The organism is Nitrospira sp., assembly GCA_016715825.1.
Lineage (GTDB): Bacteria > Nitrospirota > Nitrospiria > Nitrospirales > Nitrospiraceae > Nitrospira_D.
In genome coordinates, this window is the sequence record JADJXO010000002.1 from 679,408 (window position 1) to 696,371 (window position 16,964).

The window sequence follows — 16,964 nt, forward strand, 5'->3', positions numbered from 1 at the left end:
GAGTCAAGACGAAGAAAAGAGGTGCGGACGCTACTTCACCAGGTGGAATTGGACGACATCGCCGGCCCCGTTGAGCTCTACGGTGATCGGTGTTCCTTCCTTTTTCCCGATCAGCGCGCCTTTCCCTCGATCGGTCGGGTAGGTCTGGTCTCCCTCTGGCGTCCAGAGCCGGACACTCGATCGATCCGGGGTGGCGAATTCCAAAGGGCCGGTGACGAATCGCCGGATGGGAGCCGCATCGTTGGATGGAGCGAGATCCGCGACGACGTGGTGGTCATGCATCCACAAGGTCATGGTCTGTCCGACTTTCACATTCTTGATGCCGATCTTGGCGTTGACGTTGACGATCCCGATCGGAGTCCGAAAGAAAATAAAATTGGACTTGAGTTTGGAGATGGTGCCGGTCAGCAAGAGGCGTGTGTTAGATCCACGCGGTGCGATCTGCCCGACCTGAAGGTCGAACTGCAGATCGTGGACACCGAGAACCGAATGATTACCATCAACTTCTACGGTGATGGAATCGCCGTCTTTCCGGTTTGCGAGAGCCTGTGCTTGGTTGCCCAGGTGGAAGGCCTGCTCGCCTTCAGGTGTCCATCCTAACAGTTGCGTGTCATCGTCTGGGCTCAGATTGAGCGGCCCGCTCAGGTAGCGGTGAACGAGTGTCCCGTCGGTTCGTTTCACAATATCGACTACAAGATGGTCGTTGTGGATGACAAAGGACACTTCCTGTGAAGCCGGGATGGTTTTGAGTGTGGTTTTCGAACTCAGGGATAAAAGCCCAACCGGGGTCTTGAGGAAGACGATGCCGGGCTTGGCTCGCCAGACGCGGCCCGTCAGCATGATTGATGGATTGGGCTCAGGTTCTGGAGCAGAAACCTCGGGCTCGATTTCTTCCGTTTCTTCTTCCTCGAACAGGATGGAGGAATCTGGCTCAGCCGATTCCTCTGCCTGATCAGGGATCTCCGACTCGAGTGGTGGCTCCTTCGCTGAAGGCGAGTCTGGGTGAGCAGGCAGCACTGGATCAGATGGTATGCGGGGTTTACCGGATGTCTCGGGTTGCCCAGTAGCGGGGTTAAATGGATCCTGAAAGACGCGATCTTCCGCCACGCTCGTGGTTCCCATTGTCAGTGTTCCCACGAGGATGAAGGTGCAGACTATTTGGGGAATCAATGACCGTCGAATCATCGTCCAGGATTTCAAATCTGATTCGGTCGTACTCGCCATTGGTGATCGCGATCGCCCCAAAATCCTACTCAATTATGCGAATAACATGTGCTCCCCGTGGAGTCAACCCGAAAGAACGTTTTGGAAGGAGGGTTACGGCGTGTGCTGATTAAGAGAAATGATGTCAGCTATTTTTTCCTGACCATGATCCGGAGCGGTGTGCCGGTGAAGCCGTAGGTCTCGCGGAGTTGATTCTCCAAATACCGGAGATAGGCAGGCGTCATGTCTCCCGGATGTCCGACAAATAAGGCGAAGACCGGCGGTTTGGTGGCCACCTGCGTGATAAAAGCCGCTTTCGTCATCAACGATGGCTTGTGTTTACGCACCGGCAAGGGGTGGATAGCAAGGATCTTTTGTAGCCAGGTATTCAGTGCGCCGGTGGGGACTCGTTTCGTAAACATGGCATGCACGTCTCTCAGAAGCGGGAAGAGGCGTCGGAGTGATTCGGGTGTGATGGCTGATCCATAGAGGATGGGAGCCCACACCAGGAACGGAAATCGGCGGCGGAGCTCGAGCTCATACTCCTGCCGTGCCGTCTCATCGCCGGCGCGCAAGTCCCATTTGTTGATCAAGAGAATGCAGGCGCGCCCCTGCTTGAGAATGGCTCCGGCAATTTTGGTATCCTGTTCGGTCACACCTTCCAGCCCATCCAAAAGCAGGACCGCAATGTCCGACCGACCGATGGCACGGAGCGATCGGAGCACGCTGTACCCTTCCACTCCGCGATCGATCTTGCCACGCCGTCTGATCCCTGCCGTGTCGGTGAAAACATAGCGTTGATCCTGGTGGGTGACCAGTGAGTCGATGGGATCACGGGTCGTTCCAGGAACAGTACTAACGACGACACGGTCTTCTCCGAGCAGCGCGTTCACCAGCGTGGATTTGCCGACGTTCGGCCGTCCCACGACCGCAATGCGGGGTAATTGCTGCAGCTCCTCCGATTCCTCGGCAGGGGGCAGCAGCGGGTAGATGGCATCCAGCAGCTCGGCCACTCCAAGGCCATGTTCGGCGGATATGGGATAGAGTTGGTCGGTCCCCAATCGGTAGAAGTCGGCCAATAAAGGTTCCGATTTTGGCGTATCGATCTTGTTGATGGCATAGAACAGCGGCTTGGTCACGCCGCGCAGAAGTTTCACCACTTCATGGTCCGGAGGCGTCAAGCCTGAACGCCCGTCGAGGAGCATAATGAGGATATCGGCCTCGGCAATGGCTAGTTCTGATTGCCGTCGGATCAAGGTCAACATGCTGTCCGAAGCGGAGAGATCCAGCCCCCCTGTATCGACCAGACGAAACTTTCGATTGCGGTAGGTGGCGTCGGCATAGTTGCGATCGCGTGTCACGCCTGGAACATCGTCCACAATGGCGATCTTTTGGCCCAAAATCTTGTTGAACAGCGTCGACTTTCCCACGTTCGGCCGGCCGATGATCGCGACGAGCGGAGGCGGGCTGCCTTCTGGTGGCAGTCCCGGAAGGGCTGGCTCCTGCTGGGGGTTGGATTTGGTGCGCGGCATGATCGGACGGACCGTAACATAGGATTTTTCTCAAACACAACTCGCCTCGTCTTCCCGTTGGTCGTTCCGCTATACTATGCCCTATGACTCAGCACGCTCCTGACTGGTCCCAAATTGATGATGTGCTGCTTGATATGGACGGCACGTTGCTGGATCGCCATTTTGACAACTTCTTTTTTGAGGAGGAACTACCCTGTCGATATGCCACGCTCCACGCCATCTCGTTTGCGGAAGCCCGAGAGCGACTGATGTCGATGTACCGGTCGGTCGAGGGCGAACTGGCCTGGACCGATCTCCATTATTGGACGACACAGGTCGGCATCGATGTGGTGGCGATGCACAAGGAACTCGATCACATGATCGGATTTTTGCCCGGTGCCGAGGAGTTTCTCCGGCACCTGAGGAGGTTAGGGAAACGCGTGACTATTGTGACGAATGCGCATGAAGCCGGGGTGTCGATCAAAGTCGCCAAGACGGGCTTGGATCGCCATGTCGATCGGATTGTGGATGCGTTTGAGGTCGGCGCTCTCAAGATGCGATCAGAGTATTGGCCGAACTGTCAGCGATTGTTGGGATTTAATCCATCTCGCTCATTGTTTATGGATGACGACGAAGGCTGTCTGATCGCGGCAAAAGAATTTGGAGTGGCGTATTTGGTTCACAGCGCCAAGTCGAGTTCGCGACTTCCGCCATCTACGTTGCCTCAGTTTCTTTCCATCACGGAGTTTTCGCCGCTGATGAACGGTCGGTCGACGGGCTAGCGTTGTGCGACGGCCGTGCCTTGATACATCTCGCCGGCTAATCTTGGCACACCCTGCATGCTGAATCGATCAAGGTGCGTGATCGTGAGGCCGGATTGAGAGATCATCCGATCAATCTGCCGGTTGAGGTTGCAGCCGCAGCCGATCACGTTCTGCATGGGGTTCAATCTATCCTGCCACACCGCGATCTTTTGGTCTTTGCTCCGACCATGTTCCAAGAATAACAGCCTCCCCTCTGGTTTAAGGACACGCCGTACCTCTCGCAGTGCGAGTGTCGGATCAGGGATCGTACAGAGCGTCCATGTGCTGACGACGGTATCGAATATCTGATCTTGATAGGGAAGCTGTTCGGCGCGTTGATGGGTAATCTCCACCGGAAACTGTACGGTTGCACGACGTTCCCTGACACGTGCGGAGAGTATAGTGGCGGGATCGACGGCGCGCACCCGCACGACGTTGGGGCCGTAGTGAGCAAGATTGAGCCCAGTTCCAATCCCGATTTCCAACACCTCGCCGGACACCTGCTGCAGCAGCTCCCTCCGCAATCGCTGAAATTTCTCGCCGCGCATCACATAGTCCATGAGGCGAGGGAAGATATGAGAGGCGTAGAGTCCCATCAACGGTGCAGTATAGCAAACCGCAGCCGGTCGGAAATCTTGTGACCCCGGGGGGTCTGTGTTAGAGTCCTTCGTCATTTTTTAATGCTTGGAAAGATCAGCCGCCGATGAGTAAAGGATTCGACCATCATGCTATTGAATTGAAGTGGCAGGCCTATTGGGAACAGCACCGCCCATTCAGGGCTTCCGATGACCTAGCGAGGCCGAAATTTTACTGCCTCGACATGTTTCCCTATCCGTCCGGTTCCGGGCTTCATGTCGGCCATCTGGAAGGGTACACCGCCACCGATATCGTCTCTCGGTACAAGCGGATGCGGGGGTTCAACGTGCTGCATCCGATGGGGTGGGATGCGTTTGGTCTACCGGCAGAGCAGTATGCCGTAAAAACTGGAATCCATCCGGTAAAGACGACGGCGGATAACATCGCCACCTTTAAACGCCAGATGCAAAGAGTAGGACTCTCGTACGACTGGGAGCGAGAGCTGAGCACGACCGATCCGCAGTACTACCGTTGGACACAGTGGATTTTTCTGAAGCTTTTCGAACGGGGGTTGGCTTATGTGGCGGAAGTTCCCGTGAACTGGTGCCCGGCGCTCGGCACCGTGCTGGCGAATGAAGAAATCGTCGATGGCAAGAGCGAAGTCGGCGGCTTCGACGTCATTCGCAAGCCGATGCGTCAATGGATGCTGAAAATCACCGCGTATGCCGATCGATTACTGGAGGACCTCAAGCTCGTTGATTGGCCCACCAGCACGTTGGAGATGCAGAAAAATTGGATCGGCCGGTCGATCGGCGCAGAGGTTGATTTCGCGCTCGCCGATCAGAAGGGCGCGATCCGCGTATTCACGACACGACCCGATACGTTGTTCGGCGCAACCTATATGGTGCTTGCACCGGAACACCCACTGGTCGAGGCGATCGTGAGCGACAAGCAGAAAACCGCCGTGCAGACCTATCGCGAGGCATCGGCGAAGAAAAGTGATTTACAACGGCAAGAGTTGGAAAAAGAGAAGACCGGTGTGTTTACCGGAGGGTATGCCATCAACCCTGTGAACCAAGAGCGATTGCCGATCTGGATCGCAGACTATGTCCTGATGAGTTATGGGACTGGCGCGATCATGGCCGTGCCCGCCCATGACGAACGGGACTGGGCGTTCGCGCGGCAATACGCGCTGCCGATTCGAGAGGTCATTGCCGGAGGAAATGTCCAGGAGGCGGCCTTCACCGGCACGAATCGTGGAACAGTTGTGAATTCGGCGACGAGCGATAACACCTTTTCGATGAACGGACTTGCACCGGACAAGGCGATCCCAAAGATCACTGAGTGGCTGGAAAAGCATGGTAAAGGTACGCGAGCGGTCAACTACAAACTACGCGATTGGCTGTTTGCCAGACAGCGGTATTGGGGTGAACCGTTCCCAATCGTGTGGGTGGACGGGGACGCGCGCCCGCTTCCGGAAGAGCGGCTGCCGCTTGTGTTGCCGGAGACGCATAACTTTAAGCCATCTGGTTCCGGCGAGAGTCCCTTAGCGAATTTGACCGAGTGGCTGACGACGACCGATCCTGTCACGAACAAACCGGCAAGACGAGAAACCAACACCATGCCGCAGTGGGCTGGCTCCTGCTGGTATTACTTACGATTCATCGATCCCAAGAACTCCATGCAGCTCGTTGATCCGGAGAAAGAACGATACTGGATGCCGGTAGATCTCTACATCGGTGGAAGCGAACACGCGGTTCTGCATCTCCTGTATGCACGATTCTGGCACAAGGTGTTGTTCGATATTGGGGTCGTCAGCACACCGGAACCGTTCACGAAGTTGGTGCATCAGGGCATTGTCTTGGGTGAAGACAACCAGAAGATGTCAAAATCGCGTGGGAATGTCGTCAATCCGGACGAGATGATCGATCAATTCGGCGCAGACGCCGTGCGGCTCTACGAAATGTTCATGGGTCCGCTCGAAGCGATGAAGCCCTGGAGCACGAGAGGTGTGGAAGGGGTGACACGATTTCTGGAACGGGTCTGGCGACTGATGGTTGATGAGCAAGGTCGGCTGTCCAGTGCTGTCGTCTCAACCACCCCCAGCCTCGACCATGAGCGGCTGCTCAACCAGACGATTAAGAAAGTGACCGAAGATATCGAAGCGCTACGGTTCAATACGGCGATATCGCAAATGATGATTTTTACCAATGAAATGACGAAAGCTCAGCAACGACCTCGTGGGGTGATCGAGCCGTTGGTCTTGCTGCTCTCGCCGTTCGCGCCGCATTTGGCAGAAGAACTGTGGGAGCTATTGGGACACCAACCGAGTGTTTCGCAGCAGCCGTGGCCGATCTATGATCCGGCGCTGACGGTCAGCGAGCGTGTGACTATCCCCATCCAGGTCAATGGCCGCTTGAGAGCCAAGATCGAAGTGCCGATCGATGCGGTTCGCGAAGACATTGAACGGTTGGCCCGTACAGAAGCGGCAGAGTGGCTCCAGGGAAAAGAACCAAAGAAAGTCATCTACGTCGACAAGAAATTGCTCAATTTTGTCGTCTAGGAGTGCTGAGTGCTGAATGCCGACTATGAAAAGAGCAGGTTTCAAAAGAGAAGCAGACCGTTTGTGCTTATTCCCAGCACGTTCATCACCGCACTCCTGCTGTCGACGCTCGCCTCCTGCGGCTATCAGTTTCGAGTAGACGGAGCCGGGCCGACCATCGGAGGAGCCACTGCTTCGACATTGACCGAACCTCCACCACGTCTCATCATCAGGACGTTGGTCAACAACAGCTTCGAGCCGAATCTCGAAATGCAATACACCAATTATTTTCGCGATGAATTTTCAGCCGGCAGCGGGGCGCAGGTCGTCTCTGAGCCTGAAACCGCGGATCTCGTGCTGACCGGTCGGATCCTGTCGGTCATCGTGCCGACGCTGAGTTTTTCTCAGACCGCGACGTTAGAAAGTCGAACCGAGGTGGTCGTCCAGGTTCTCGTAGAAGACGTCCGATCCAGAAAAGTGGTCTGGACGCAGCTGGCAAAAGGATCCTCGGAGTTCTTTGTGACGCCTGACCTTCAATTCAATCGCGCGCTGCAAAACCGAGCGATAGAGCAGGCGGGCCGATTCGTGGCGGCCGACCTGGCGGCGAGATTTCTATTGCAACTTGAGACCGGGGCTCTGACGAAGCAGTCATCTGAGACGGATCTTAAGCCTCAATAACATGGTATGTATCGTTCGATGGCCTCGATGGTAACCCATACACAACTGGAGGCGGCGCTCAGCCAACAGGCACCGGGATCGCTCTATCTCGTCGTAGGCGAAGAAGACCTGCTCCGTGACTATGCGATTGCAGTGCTCAAGCACGCGGTGCTTGGGAACAGCGGAGACGAGTTCAACTACGAACTGTTTTACGGCGATGAAGCGAGTGGAGGCGATATTCGAAACAGTGTGGCAGCGGTACCTGTTTTCTCCCCACGTCGGCTCGTCGTGGTAAAGTCGGCGGAGAAGCTGACGGCTCGGGATGGTGAGCTGTTACTCGGCTGTCTACAGACTCCGGTGGAGTCCACGACACTGGTCTTTGTAAGCTCAAAGTTGGATGGTCGCCTCAAATTCTCTCAAACCCTCACGCGGGCCGCGATGGTCGTTGATTGTTCACCGCTCCGTGATGCTCAGTTGCCTTCATGGATAACCCAAGAAGCACGACGGGTTGGGGTACGGCTTGAGGAATCAGCGGTCCACATACTGCGAGAAGTATCCGGAACCTCCCTCTACGGACTCCGCCGCGAATTGGAAAAGCTTGCGTCGTATGTGCCGTCCGTTCGTTCGGCGACAGCTGCCGATGTCTACCTGCTCCGAGGGGCAGATCCAGGCGCGTCTGTCTTTGACCTGGCGCAGGCGATCGCCGAAGGTAGCCGAGGGCGAGTTCTCTCGATCCTCGCGCGCAATCTTGAAGCTGGAGAGGCCCCGCTTCGCATTCTGGGATCTCTTGCATGGCAATATCGCCGACTTTGGAAGGTCAAAGATCTGCTCGCCAAGGGTGGTCGGGAGGGGGAGGCCGCTCGGAGTCTGCGCATGGATCCGCGGAAGGTGCGTCCCTTTCTCGAGCGGTTTTCCGAGGCACATCTTCAGAATGCGTTGAGGCGCTTTCTGGACACAGATGCGAAACTTAAAGGAGGGAGTACTAGCCGCCCACGAATGGTGCTGGAAGGCTTGCTGCTGACACTCTGTGAGGAGACCGCTGGCAAGCAGAGTCAACCTGACATGCGGCCCCAGGCTCCGCCAAAACGAACACGTACCCGGGTGGTATCGAATGTTCGAACGATTAAGAGCCGGAACCCGACAGGGCGTTGACGCGATGAGCCAAGCGAGAAATCCGGCGAGATGCGGTATTTCGATGAAGTACGCCTTTGGAGGCGGCTTTCCCGATCGCCGACGCCGCTTCTTGCAGGCTGGTCTTAGCTTCGTCCGCCTTTTTCCCCGCCACGTCCGATTGGACCTTCTTGATCAGTGTCTTTACTGCGTTGAGGGTCGAGCGGTTCCGCTCATGCCGTCGCTCGGCTTGGCGAGCTCGCCGAATGGTTGATTTGTGAACCTGTGGCATGGAGTACTCCTGTAAAAAAGAGGATAGCTTGTATCATAAGACTTCGCTGATCGTCAAGGATCGGCTCTGAAGAAGGGACATGGGTATGGTGAAGATTGCGGCACGGGACAGGCTGATCCTTGCACTGGATGTGCCTTCCATGACAGAAGCGGATAGGCTCTTAGACCGGCTCCAAGGGCACATCTCCTTCGTCAAGGTCGGCCTTGAGCTCTACACGGCGGCAGGTCCCGAGATCGTCAAGCGGATTGTCGAGCGAGGCATGCGGGTGTTTCTTGATCTGAAGTTTCTCGATATCGAGGAGACGGTTCGCCGAGCGACGAATCGGGTCGCTTCGATGGGAGTCGAATTCTTGACCGTGCACGCCAATCGCAAGGCCCTTACCGCCGCTGTGCAAGGGCGGGAGGGCTCATCGCTGAAGTTGCTGGCGGTGACCGTGCTCACGAATTTCGACGGTCAGGATCTCCGAGAAATGGGAATTCAGCGGACAGTCCAAGACCTTGTCACGGCCAGGGCTCTGCTGGCTACCGAAGTAGGCTGTGATGGCGTCGTAGCGTCCGGTGAAGAAGCTTCAGCTATTCGCAAAAAAGTTGGGCCGCAGTTCGCGATTGTGACACCGGGCGTCCGACCGACCGGCAAAGGCGTTGATGACCATGCCAGGGCGACCACCCCTACGCAAACGATCGCATCCGGCGCGGACTACCTTGTAATCGGCCGTCCCATTCGTGATGCAGCCGACCCATCGGCGACCGTTGCCGCCATTCTTGCAGAAATGCAGGCCGCTTTTGATACAAGGGGGTGACGCAAGTCGGTTGCGGTAACAATCAGCGCTTTGTTAAGATCACGATTCTTCGAATCCCTCGTGGTGGGTGTAGCTCAGTTGGTTAGAGCGCCGGATTGTGGATCCGGAGGTCGCGGGTTCGAAACCCGTCATCCACCCCATGTAATCTCCTCCGCTGTGGCTACCAAATCACGCATATCTCGAAGCCCGCTGGTTCCAGCATTTGTCTATCTATGCGCCCACCTATGTTCGTTTCAATATCCCAGGAGCTGCATTATGCTCCAGGGAGGATCACTCTGATTGATGTGAGCGCGGTGTAGTAATAGGTCTGATTCGCTAGTCGCCTGTAGGCACCCTGCCGGACCGCACCGTATAGTCGTTTCGTTCCATACGCTATGAACACGCGCAGTTGTCGCGGTCTCGCTTAAGATGGGAAAAGTGGTTCGGCTTGCTTAGAAGTATCGCTCATGCGATGATACACACCGTCATCATGGCGATGACGACCATAAGAACTTTGACCAGGCACGTTCGGCTCCATACTTTGACCCGTTCTTTTTGCTCGGCCTAGCTGCATGCTACAAAGTGACTCGACTCTAGAGCTCATGACGGAGCAACAGGTTATTAAGAAGAATCTTGCCGTCATTCGAGCCTATCTCAAGAGTAAGTTTCCCGGTTGTGTTATTACGGAGGAATCTCACCCGAGTCTGTATCACACCTTCACGGTTCGGCATGAGAAGCTCCATAAAGGCTACAAGTTAAGGGTGGGGTGGTCACGACTTACAGACCGTAGCCACACACAAGAAGAAACTCGAGCAGAGTTGGGTCATGTCGATGTGGCAAGTCGCATGATGCAAGCAGGGGACAAATGGTTTTACTGGTGAACAGTCCGCCTCCCGTATCTTCTATTCAGCCGAGATCATATCATTTTGGTCGTTGGTAGAAGATCACTGCTGAACAGCGCGAGCCGTATCAGCTATTCATTCTGGAATTGCTCTACAAAGCGACTTCACAAGCCGAACAGGGTGAGTCCCATCGGTTAGAAAAGGCTATCGATCCTCCTCGGTTCCCCGAAGTCCCTATCACTTGCTAGGCCTCATGCAAGCATCGCCGTATTTATTCGCGAGGCGGGCCAACCGTATTGGTCTCTCCATCACCTCCCCAGAGGCATGGAGCTTCGCGTGTCGCTGCGGAGCGGTGAAGAAGAGACGATGTGATTATTGCGCGCCACCTCCTCATAAATCCTCACGTAGTCGCGTACCATCCGGTTCACAGTAAAGCGGCGGTCAAACGACTTGCGGCAGGCCCGACGATCGATTGCTCCCAGGTCGGCCACTGAGGAGATCATCTGCTCGAGTGTCTCACTGATGAATCCAGTGATTCCGGGCTCGATGATTTCAGGGATTGATCCGCGGCGATATGCGAGCACCGGTGTGGCACACGCTAGTGCTTCGATCAGTACGATCCCGAACGGTTCGGGCCAGTCGTATGGGCATACCAGCGCGATCGCATTACCGATAAACTCATCCTTTTCCTCATCAGTAATCTCACCCAGGAATTCGATCAAGGGGTGGCGTATCATGGGTTCGATCTCAGCACGGAAGTATGCTTCATCGGCCGGATCGACCTTCGCCGCCATCTTGAGCGGAATCCCTACGCGTTTGGCCAGCGTGATGGCATGGTCTGGGCGCTTTTCCGGAGAGATGCGACCGAGATAGGCCAGGTATTGGCCAGGCGTGTAATGTGGACGATAGAGATCCGGTAAGCCGTGGTGTACGGTCCCCACCCAATTTGAGAAGGGAAGTGGTCGGCGCTGGGATTCCGAGATCGAGATCAGCGGCATCTCGGAAAATTCATGAAACACGGACACGAGCTCTGGCAGGTCCAGACGCCCGTGCAAGGTCGTTACCACCGGAATCCCACACCGTCGTGACATCGGAAACGCGAGGAAATCCAAGTGCGAATGGATCAGGTCGAATTCTTTGGCCATAGCTCCGAATGCCCGCTCCTGCAACAACATCTGTGGGGCATCGCGATTGAAGATCCCGGTATTCAGTCGGAGTGCCTGAGGGCAGATCGCTTCCAGCCGCGCAGCGGTCACGGAATCACCGCTGGCGAACAGCGTCACATCATGTCCCTGACGTACCAGCTCCTCGGTGATGTAGGAAACGATCCGTTCGGTGCCTCCGTAGCGCTGTGGGGGCACGCTTTCCCACAACGGTGCAATCTGAGCGATCTTCATGTTTTCTCCTGTTTAGCAAATCGTGATGAGTGTCAAAGCTGGTTAGAAGCGAGAGTTTGACGCTCGGTGATAAAAAATGGATCTCTACGACAGCGATAGATCCTATTTCAGTAGGAACCACGTACAAGAACTATGCAGGAGGCGTTCCACTTCCAAGGCTGAGAAAGGGTCCGCCTGTAAACAAAGCCGACCTCTGATTGAGATATCGGAGAACTTCTTCGACTCAACGAGGGGGAATTGAGGGAGCGACTTAGGAAACCCGAAGAGAGAGCAATGGAAACCACCTTCTGTCGCACCTTGAAAAAATGCCTCACTTGAAAAGGAGTGAGGCCAGATGGGCCTCACTATTTGGACAATGACCTCAACCGGTTCTCCTGTAGATACCCCCCCCTACTTAAGAGGGGTTCCGAGTAATACGTAAACCAGACCATAATAAAAATACTTAGATGTATGAAGATTGCGCTCTAGTAATAAATCGATTACGGAATAAGGAGGGTGGCCATACAAGGATCTCAAATGAACAAAACCATGTATTTGTCGACAATTCTTGCGGGGTTTGTTCTGTTGACAGCCGCTTGTGGTGGAGAAGGGGATAGTCTTCCCCAGGTCGTATCCTCGCCACCCCCAGGCGAAGCTCCTCCCCCTCCGGTTGAACCTCCGCCGCCCGTCGTATCTCCCCCCCCTCCGGTCAACCCTCCCCCGCCTCCTGCTCCAACTCCGAATGCGATCGCACGGGAAAATGAGCGTACCGGTACCACCGGGTGGAAACTCATCTTTCCGGCCACGAATCGTGAAATAGAGGGTTACGCGTCAGCCGCAAGTGTGAACCATGGGAAACCAATCCGCTTCTACGTGAACACAACAGCGCCGAGCTACACGATCGATGTGTTTCGTATGGGCTGGTATGGGGGACTAGGCGGAAGACGGGTCATGGGCCCGATTCAAGTCGATGGCACTCGGCAAATCGTTCCACCGCCAGATCCCACCACAGGGCTCGTCGATTGTGACTGGATCAACCCATTTACGCTGGTGACAGAAGACAATTGGACATCCGGGGTCTATCTTGCCAAGCTGACCGAGGCTACGAACAGGAGACAGAGCTACATCATCTTTGTCGTGCGGGATGACGAAGCGTCGGCCCACTATGTGTTCCAGCTCCCCGTCACGACCTACCAGGCCTACAACTTTTGGGGGGGGAGGTCGTTGTACTCGTATGGAAGTGGCAGTCAACTCCCGTGGGGGTCTTCAAGTGGTACCGCAGCCGTCAAGGTATCATTTAATTGTCCGTATGCGAGAAGTACGAATTCCAATGTTGCGCTTGGCATGGGAGCTGGAGAATTTTTGACCAATTTTTTACCGGTGGCCGAGTTCTACCCCACGAGTAGTGCCGGGTGGGATTACAACTTGGTTCGGTGGCTAGAACGCGAGGGGTACGATGTCACATATATCACCAATATCGATCTGCATGCCTCTGCTTCAGTACTCGCACGCGCTCGCACGTATATCTCGAGCGGACATAATGAATATTGGTCATGGGGAATGCGAGAGAATATTCGTGCGTTTAGAGAAGCGGGAGGGAACTTAGTCTTCATCGGAGCCAATACCTTAGATTGGCAGATACGACTGGAGAAGAGCCCCGCCACGGGAGCCGATCATCGCGTCTTGGTGGGGTGGAAAGAGCGCTTCCGGGAGGACCCCCTGTTTACGGACAGTACTGCATCAAATGACCATCTGGTGACGACCCGATTTAAAGACCCTCCTGTGTCCAGATCTGAAGAAGCCTTGATGGGCGTGCGGTTTCTGCTCCAGTATGTTGCGGATGACATGGTGGTCAGTAACCCCTCTCATTGGGTATTTCATGACACCGGACTGAGGAATGGATCGCGATTGCCTGGCTTGCTGGGCTTTGAGGTCGATGGTGTGACAGGGAATCAACCTCCCGGCACAGAGATTTTGTGCACATCCCTAGCCGTGGAATTACCGAATGCCCGCAATCCAACGATCGAGAGCGCGATCTCCCATATGGTGATGTACAGATGGCCAAGTGGCGCGCAGGTGTTTGCGACCGGGACGATGCAGTGGAGTTGGGGACTTGATGAGTACAACGTGCCGCAACTCCGCTCCTCTCGCCTCAATCCTGCCGCAATCCAGATCACGAAGAACGTGTTGAGCCGATTGTAAAGGGGGCTTGCTAAGCCATCGTCATCCTTGGGGAGCTTCAAAGGCAGACAGAGAGGGATTTGATAAGATCAGCTAGGCGAGGTGCCACCAGTCGCGAGAGAAAGAAGTGTGTTGCAGACTCTGTCAGGAGGTGGCCGGTTCCTACCATCGGCGGTTCTGCAGTTCTAGTGAGTCTTCCAGAGCTGGTCATCGAAGCTGATAAAAACCCGGGCTGCCTGATTTCTCAGGCAGTTGCCGGGCCTCTCTTTTTACTACTCGTCGTGAGTTTTTACTGACCAGGGCGAACGTAGAACGCCTCGTCTGCCCAGGCTTTTTTGAGCTGTGCGGCATGCATCGCTTCGTCATGTGTCACTGGTGCTGTACAGTACGCCTCGCCACGACAAACTACATAGGGCCGATTAGTACAGCCCAATAGTCCGGCACCCAAAACCAACAAACAGCCTACCGAGAAGAGCCTCATACCTCACCTCCATTTGTGGGGAGTTCACGCCAATGCCCAACAAGGGCATAAGCTACTCGCAGCCCCTGTTGTGCACCATCCTACGTTGGAGGAAAGTTCCCCAACCTACCAGGCAGGGCCACTCACATACAGGTACGCGAAAATCAGTTCAGCAAGTAAGAGCCACGGTTGGTTGGCGTAAAGTCGATTTGATCTCGCCAACATTCCCGCACTCCTTAGCTTGACTTTGCAGCATGAATGATGTAACCAATGGTTACCATGGTAACTTCTGAGGACATTGCCCTTGGCGTTTATCTCAGACAAACTACCGGTGATCATAGAGGCATTATTGCCGTTGTTCACCGAGTTGGCATCAGCTTGTCCGGCGAATGGTTCTTCCAGCTACGGTACTTGGGACAGCCGGTAGGTGCGCGGAGGAGAGCCATTACAGAGTGGAGCTTGAATCTTCGAGAGAACGATCTGGTTTCCTTTGAACTGATCGGCACCTGGCTCTCAGCGCAAGCTCTGCTGGCCGCAGGGCCGTCTTCTCACAAGCCAAAGAAACAGCTCAAGGTTCCGGTGTGGATGAGTGCAGCAGGACGTCCGAACCAGCTGCGATTATTTGAAGACTGCTAGTTCTCGTTCGGTAGCTGGTGACTCGACGGCTTTTGTGGAGAGGCTAACAAGCCTGCGTAGCTACTCCCGACGAAGTGCTAGGAGGAATCCTGTGGCGATAATGAACAGGCCAAGGATTACAAAAAAGGAGGTTGTGTCCGGCAGATTGGCTTCCTGTGGAGGAGGCCAGTCGATAAGAAGGCCGAGTCCGATCAGGATGACGCCCAGGGCCTGAAGCACCTTCCAACGAAACGAGATCTTCCTCTCTGTGTTCTGAGCCTCCTTTCTCTGTTTTTCCAACATAGCTAATATGATCCGATCTACCATAAGCATGGTGGATGAAGCTGGATCTGGTCAAGGTGAATTTGTATAACGAGGAGCGGTCGCATTCTATAGGAGGATACGATACATGTTCGTCATGCAGTACGGTGTGCAACCGATGACCATCTTGATAAAATCCAATCGAGTTGTCTCTTCATGAGTATCGATCCCTGAAGATTGTATTTGGGTGGGGAATAGCCTCTCTCACAGGGAAGGAGGAAACATTGCCATGCGCCGTCTCGCACGACACATACTCTACGGTTTATGCCTTGTCATTCTCCCATTCGTCGGTCTTCCTGATACGGCTTGTCCATCGACATCAGGCCCTATTCAGGGGGTCGTGGTGACGGTTACGACGGGTATTCCTGGAACAATGGTCATTCGGGATGACAGAGGTGGGCTCCACATTCTGAAACTTACGCAACAGACGCAACTGGGTGCCCAGTTTAAGCCGGGAGACAAGGTGGTGGCCTTTACGAGTCCGTATGGGGTGAGTGCGGTCCAGCTTCAGACGGGAGCTCCATAGTCCGCTCATGCCCTCCCGCGTCTTCCCATCCTTTGATGCGGAGGGCTCTTACTCCGTCGACACACTACTGCTCCTGCCATCCAATCTATCCGATTATCTGATCGAAGCTGTGCGATCTTATGCGCTGAGGTCTGTTCTAGGATGCCATCCCGGTGTCCCGCGTGGAATGGTCCATAACAGGGGCTTGGGAAGATAGTTGCCTCGGGGCGATATGTGAGCCAGGTCGGCTGGTCGGTGGCGATAGCTTGGTAGAGCAGAAACATGGTTGTCTGAAGTTGTTCGAAGGGCGTATGTTGATAAGGTGATAACGATCAAATTTACAGTGAGGAGTTCATGGGCATCCTAATAAGAGCCTGGAACTGGTTCTGGGGACAAACCATCTTCAACAAAATCGTGATGGTCGGCCTATTTGCCGCCTTTGTGCCTTTCGTGCTCCCTACAGTCGTTGCCTGGTTCAGGCCGACGATGATTAAGGTTGGGGTTGCCTTTTACACCTATGAGCGAGCTGCGCAATCGCAAGGGATGAATACCCTCTATTTCTTTGAAAAACGCAATCTTGTGTCCGGCTGCAGTATTCATCGCACCGAAGAATCCGTACTCAGTGGGCGCGCCATCGCGCCCGCTTCAGAGGCCTGGGTGGTGGTCAAGCTGTTGCTGGAGAATACATCCGATCGGGCTATTACCGATCTACGAGTCGGAGTTCGGTCTCCCGCTATCAATCCGGCGACGAAGGTCTCGACGGCTCCGAATTTGGGAGCCATGGGAAATAGAGAGGCACCGATCGGTGCGAGACCGCTCTATGTGATTTCGATGGGGACTGTTCCGGCCGAGAGTTCCGTGGTGGTCAGCCTAAAAACTCCTATCGACGACAACATGCGCGATTTTATCTATGACAAGAAACGCACGGTTACGATTCAAGTTCCTTATGTCTCAGCCAATCAATTCAGGGAGTACCCGCCGATTGTTTCGCGAACCAACGCGACCAAGATTCTGAACCGCGAGGGAGTATTGCGAACCGAGGGTGATGTGTCCAGTGAGGAGCAGATCCAGGTGACTTTATTGTCTCCCAGCGAACCGGATGCGACGGATGGCGACACCACCTATCAACTCCTTCCAAAGGCGAAGGCTTGTTCAGAAGCGGAAGCGGGTGTGTGGTGATCGTTGACCATGG

The 16,964-nt window shown here is 54.9% G+C and carries 16 protein-coding genes and 1 tRNA gene; 11 read left to right on the forward strand and 6 right to left on the reverse strand.

Going from position 1 to position 16,964, the window contains the following annotated elements:
- Positions 1-30: 30 nt before the first annotated feature.
- Complete coding sequence (locus IPM58_09335; protein MBK9307269.1) at positions 31-1,185, reverse strand: hypothetical protein; 1,155 nt, start codon at positions 1,183-1,185, stop codon at positions 31-33.
- A gap of 167 nt (positions 1,186-1,352) precedes the next feature.
- A complete protein-coding gene (der, locus tag IPM58_09340) occupies positions 1,353-2,735 on the reverse strand; it encodes a ribosome biogenesis GTPase Der (protein ID MBK9307270.1) in 1,383 nt (460 codons plus the stop codon).
- 83 nt (positions 2,736-2,818) lie between these two features.
- Here der and IPM58_09345 point away from each other — a divergent pair, with 83 nt between their 5' ends.
- Positions 2,819-3,496 (forward strand): HAD hydrolase-like protein, encoded by a 678-nt coding sequence (locus IPM58_09345; GenBank protein ID MBK9307271.1) that lies wholly within the window; start codon positions 2,819-2,821, stop codon positions 3,494-3,496.
- Here IPM58_09345 and IPM58_09350 read toward each other — a convergent pair.
- Positions 3,493-4,191, reverse strand: coding sequence for a class I SAM-dependent methyltransferase (locus IPM58_09350; GenBank protein ID MBK9307272.1), 699 nt, complete (start codon positions 4,189-4,191; stop codon positions 3,493-3,495). The genes IPM58_09345 and IPM58_09350 overlap by 4 nt on opposite strands.
- 29 nt (positions 4,192-4,220) lie before the next feature.
- Here IPM58_09350 and IPM58_09355 point away from each other — a divergent pair, with 29 nt between their 5' ends.
- From IPM58_09355 to holA, 3 genes are read left to right on the forward strand one after another with little or no spacing between them, the layout of a single operon-like run.
- Complete coding sequence (locus tag IPM58_09355; protein ID MBK9307273.1) at positions 4,221-6,656, forward strand: leucine--tRNA ligase; 2,436 nt, start codon at positions 4,221-4,223, stop codon at positions 6,654-6,656.
- A gap of 9 nt (positions 6,657-6,665) precedes the next feature.
- Complete coding sequence (locus IPM58_09360; GenBank protein ID MBK9307274.1) at positions 6,666-7,313, forward strand: hypothetical protein; 648 nt, start codon at positions 6,666-6,668, stop codon at positions 7,311-7,313.
- 27 nt (positions 7,314-7,340) lie between these two features.
- Positions 7,341-8,444: a DNA polymerase III subunit delta gene (gene holA / locus IPM58_09365; protein ID MBK9307275.1), complete on the forward strand. Its 1,104-nt coding sequence runs from the start codon at positions 7,341-7,343 to the stop codon at positions 8,442-8,444.
- Here holA and rpsT read toward each other — a convergent pair.
- Positions 8,416-8,694, reverse strand: coding sequence for a 30S ribosomal protein S20 (gene rpsT, locus IPM58_09370; protein MBK9307276.1), 279 nt, complete (start codon positions 8,692-8,694; stop codon positions 8,416-8,418). The two genes, holA and rpsT, sit on opposite strands and share 29 nt — an antisense overlap.
- Before the next feature lie 85 nt (positions 8,695-8,779).
- Here rpsT and pyrF point away from each other — a divergent pair, with 85 nt between their 5' ends.
- The 3 genes from pyrF to IPM58_09385 all read left to right on the forward strand — a co-directional run bounded on the left by pyrF (position 8,780) and on the right by IPM58_09385 (position 10,353).
- Positions 8,780-9,493, forward strand: a complete 714-nt coding sequence (gene pyrF / locus IPM58_09375; GenBank protein MBK9307277.1) for an orotidine-5'-phosphate decarboxylase — start codon at positions 8,780-8,782, stop codon at positions 9,491-9,493.
- 63 nt (positions 9,494-9,556) lie between these two features.
- A tRNA-His gene (locus IPM58_09380) sits at positions 9,557-9,633 on the forward strand.
- Positions 9,634-10,074: 441 nt separating this feature from the next.
- Positions 10,075-10,353 carry a hypothetical protein gene (locus tag IPM58_09385; GenBank protein MBK9307278.1) on the forward strand — a complete coding sequence of 93 codons (279 nt, stop codon included), beginning with the start codon at positions 10,075-10,077 and terminating at the stop codon, positions 10,351-10,353.
- A gap of 269 nt (positions 10,354-10,622) precedes the next feature.
- Here IPM58_09385 and IPM58_09390 read toward each other — a convergent pair whose 3' ends face one another.
- A complete protein-coding gene (locus tag IPM58_09390) occupies positions 10,623-11,711 on the reverse strand; it encodes a glycosyltransferase family 4 protein (GenBank protein ID MBK9307279.1) in 1,089 nt (362 codons plus the stop codon).
- Between the two features lie 516 nt (positions 11,712-12,227).
- Here IPM58_09390 and IPM58_09395 point away from each other — a divergent pair.
- Both IPM58_09395 and IPM58_09400 read left to right on the forward strand, forming a co-directional pair.
- Positions 12,228-13,892 (forward strand): hypothetical protein, encoded by a 1,665-nt coding sequence (locus IPM58_09395; protein ID MBK9307280.1) that lies wholly within the window; start codon positions 12,228-12,230, stop codon positions 13,890-13,892.
- Between the two features lie 709 nt (positions 13,893-14,601).
- Complete coding sequence (locus IPM58_09400; protein ID MBK9307281.1) at positions 14,602-14,967, forward strand: hypothetical protein; 366 nt, start codon at positions 14,602-14,604, stop codon at positions 14,965-14,967.
- 60 nt (positions 14,968-15,027) lie between these two features.
- Here IPM58_09400 and IPM58_09405 read toward each other — a convergent pair whose 3' ends face one another.
- Positions 15,028-15,249, reverse strand: a complete 222-nt coding sequence (locus IPM58_09405) for an LPXTG cell wall anchor domain-containing protein (protein MBK9307282.1) — start codon at positions 15,247-15,249, stop codon at positions 15,028-15,030.
- Between the two features lie 247 nt (positions 15,250-15,496).
- Here IPM58_09405 and IPM58_09410 point away from each other — a divergent pair, with 247 nt between their 5' ends.
- Together IPM58_09410 and IPM58_09415 are read left to right on the forward strand one after the other, a co-directional pair.
- Positions 15,497-15,793 carry a hypothetical protein gene (locus tag IPM58_09410; protein MBK9307283.1) on the forward strand — a complete coding sequence of 99 codons (297 nt, stop codon included), beginning with the start codon at positions 15,497-15,499 and terminating at the stop codon, positions 15,791-15,793.
- A 333-nt stretch (positions 15,794-16,126) separates the two neighbouring features.
- Positions 16,127-16,951, forward strand: a complete 825-nt coding sequence (locus IPM58_09415) for a hypothetical protein (protein ID MBK9307284.1) — start codon at positions 16,127-16,129, stop codon at positions 16,949-16,951.
- Positions 16,952-16,964 lie beyond the last annotated feature (13 nt).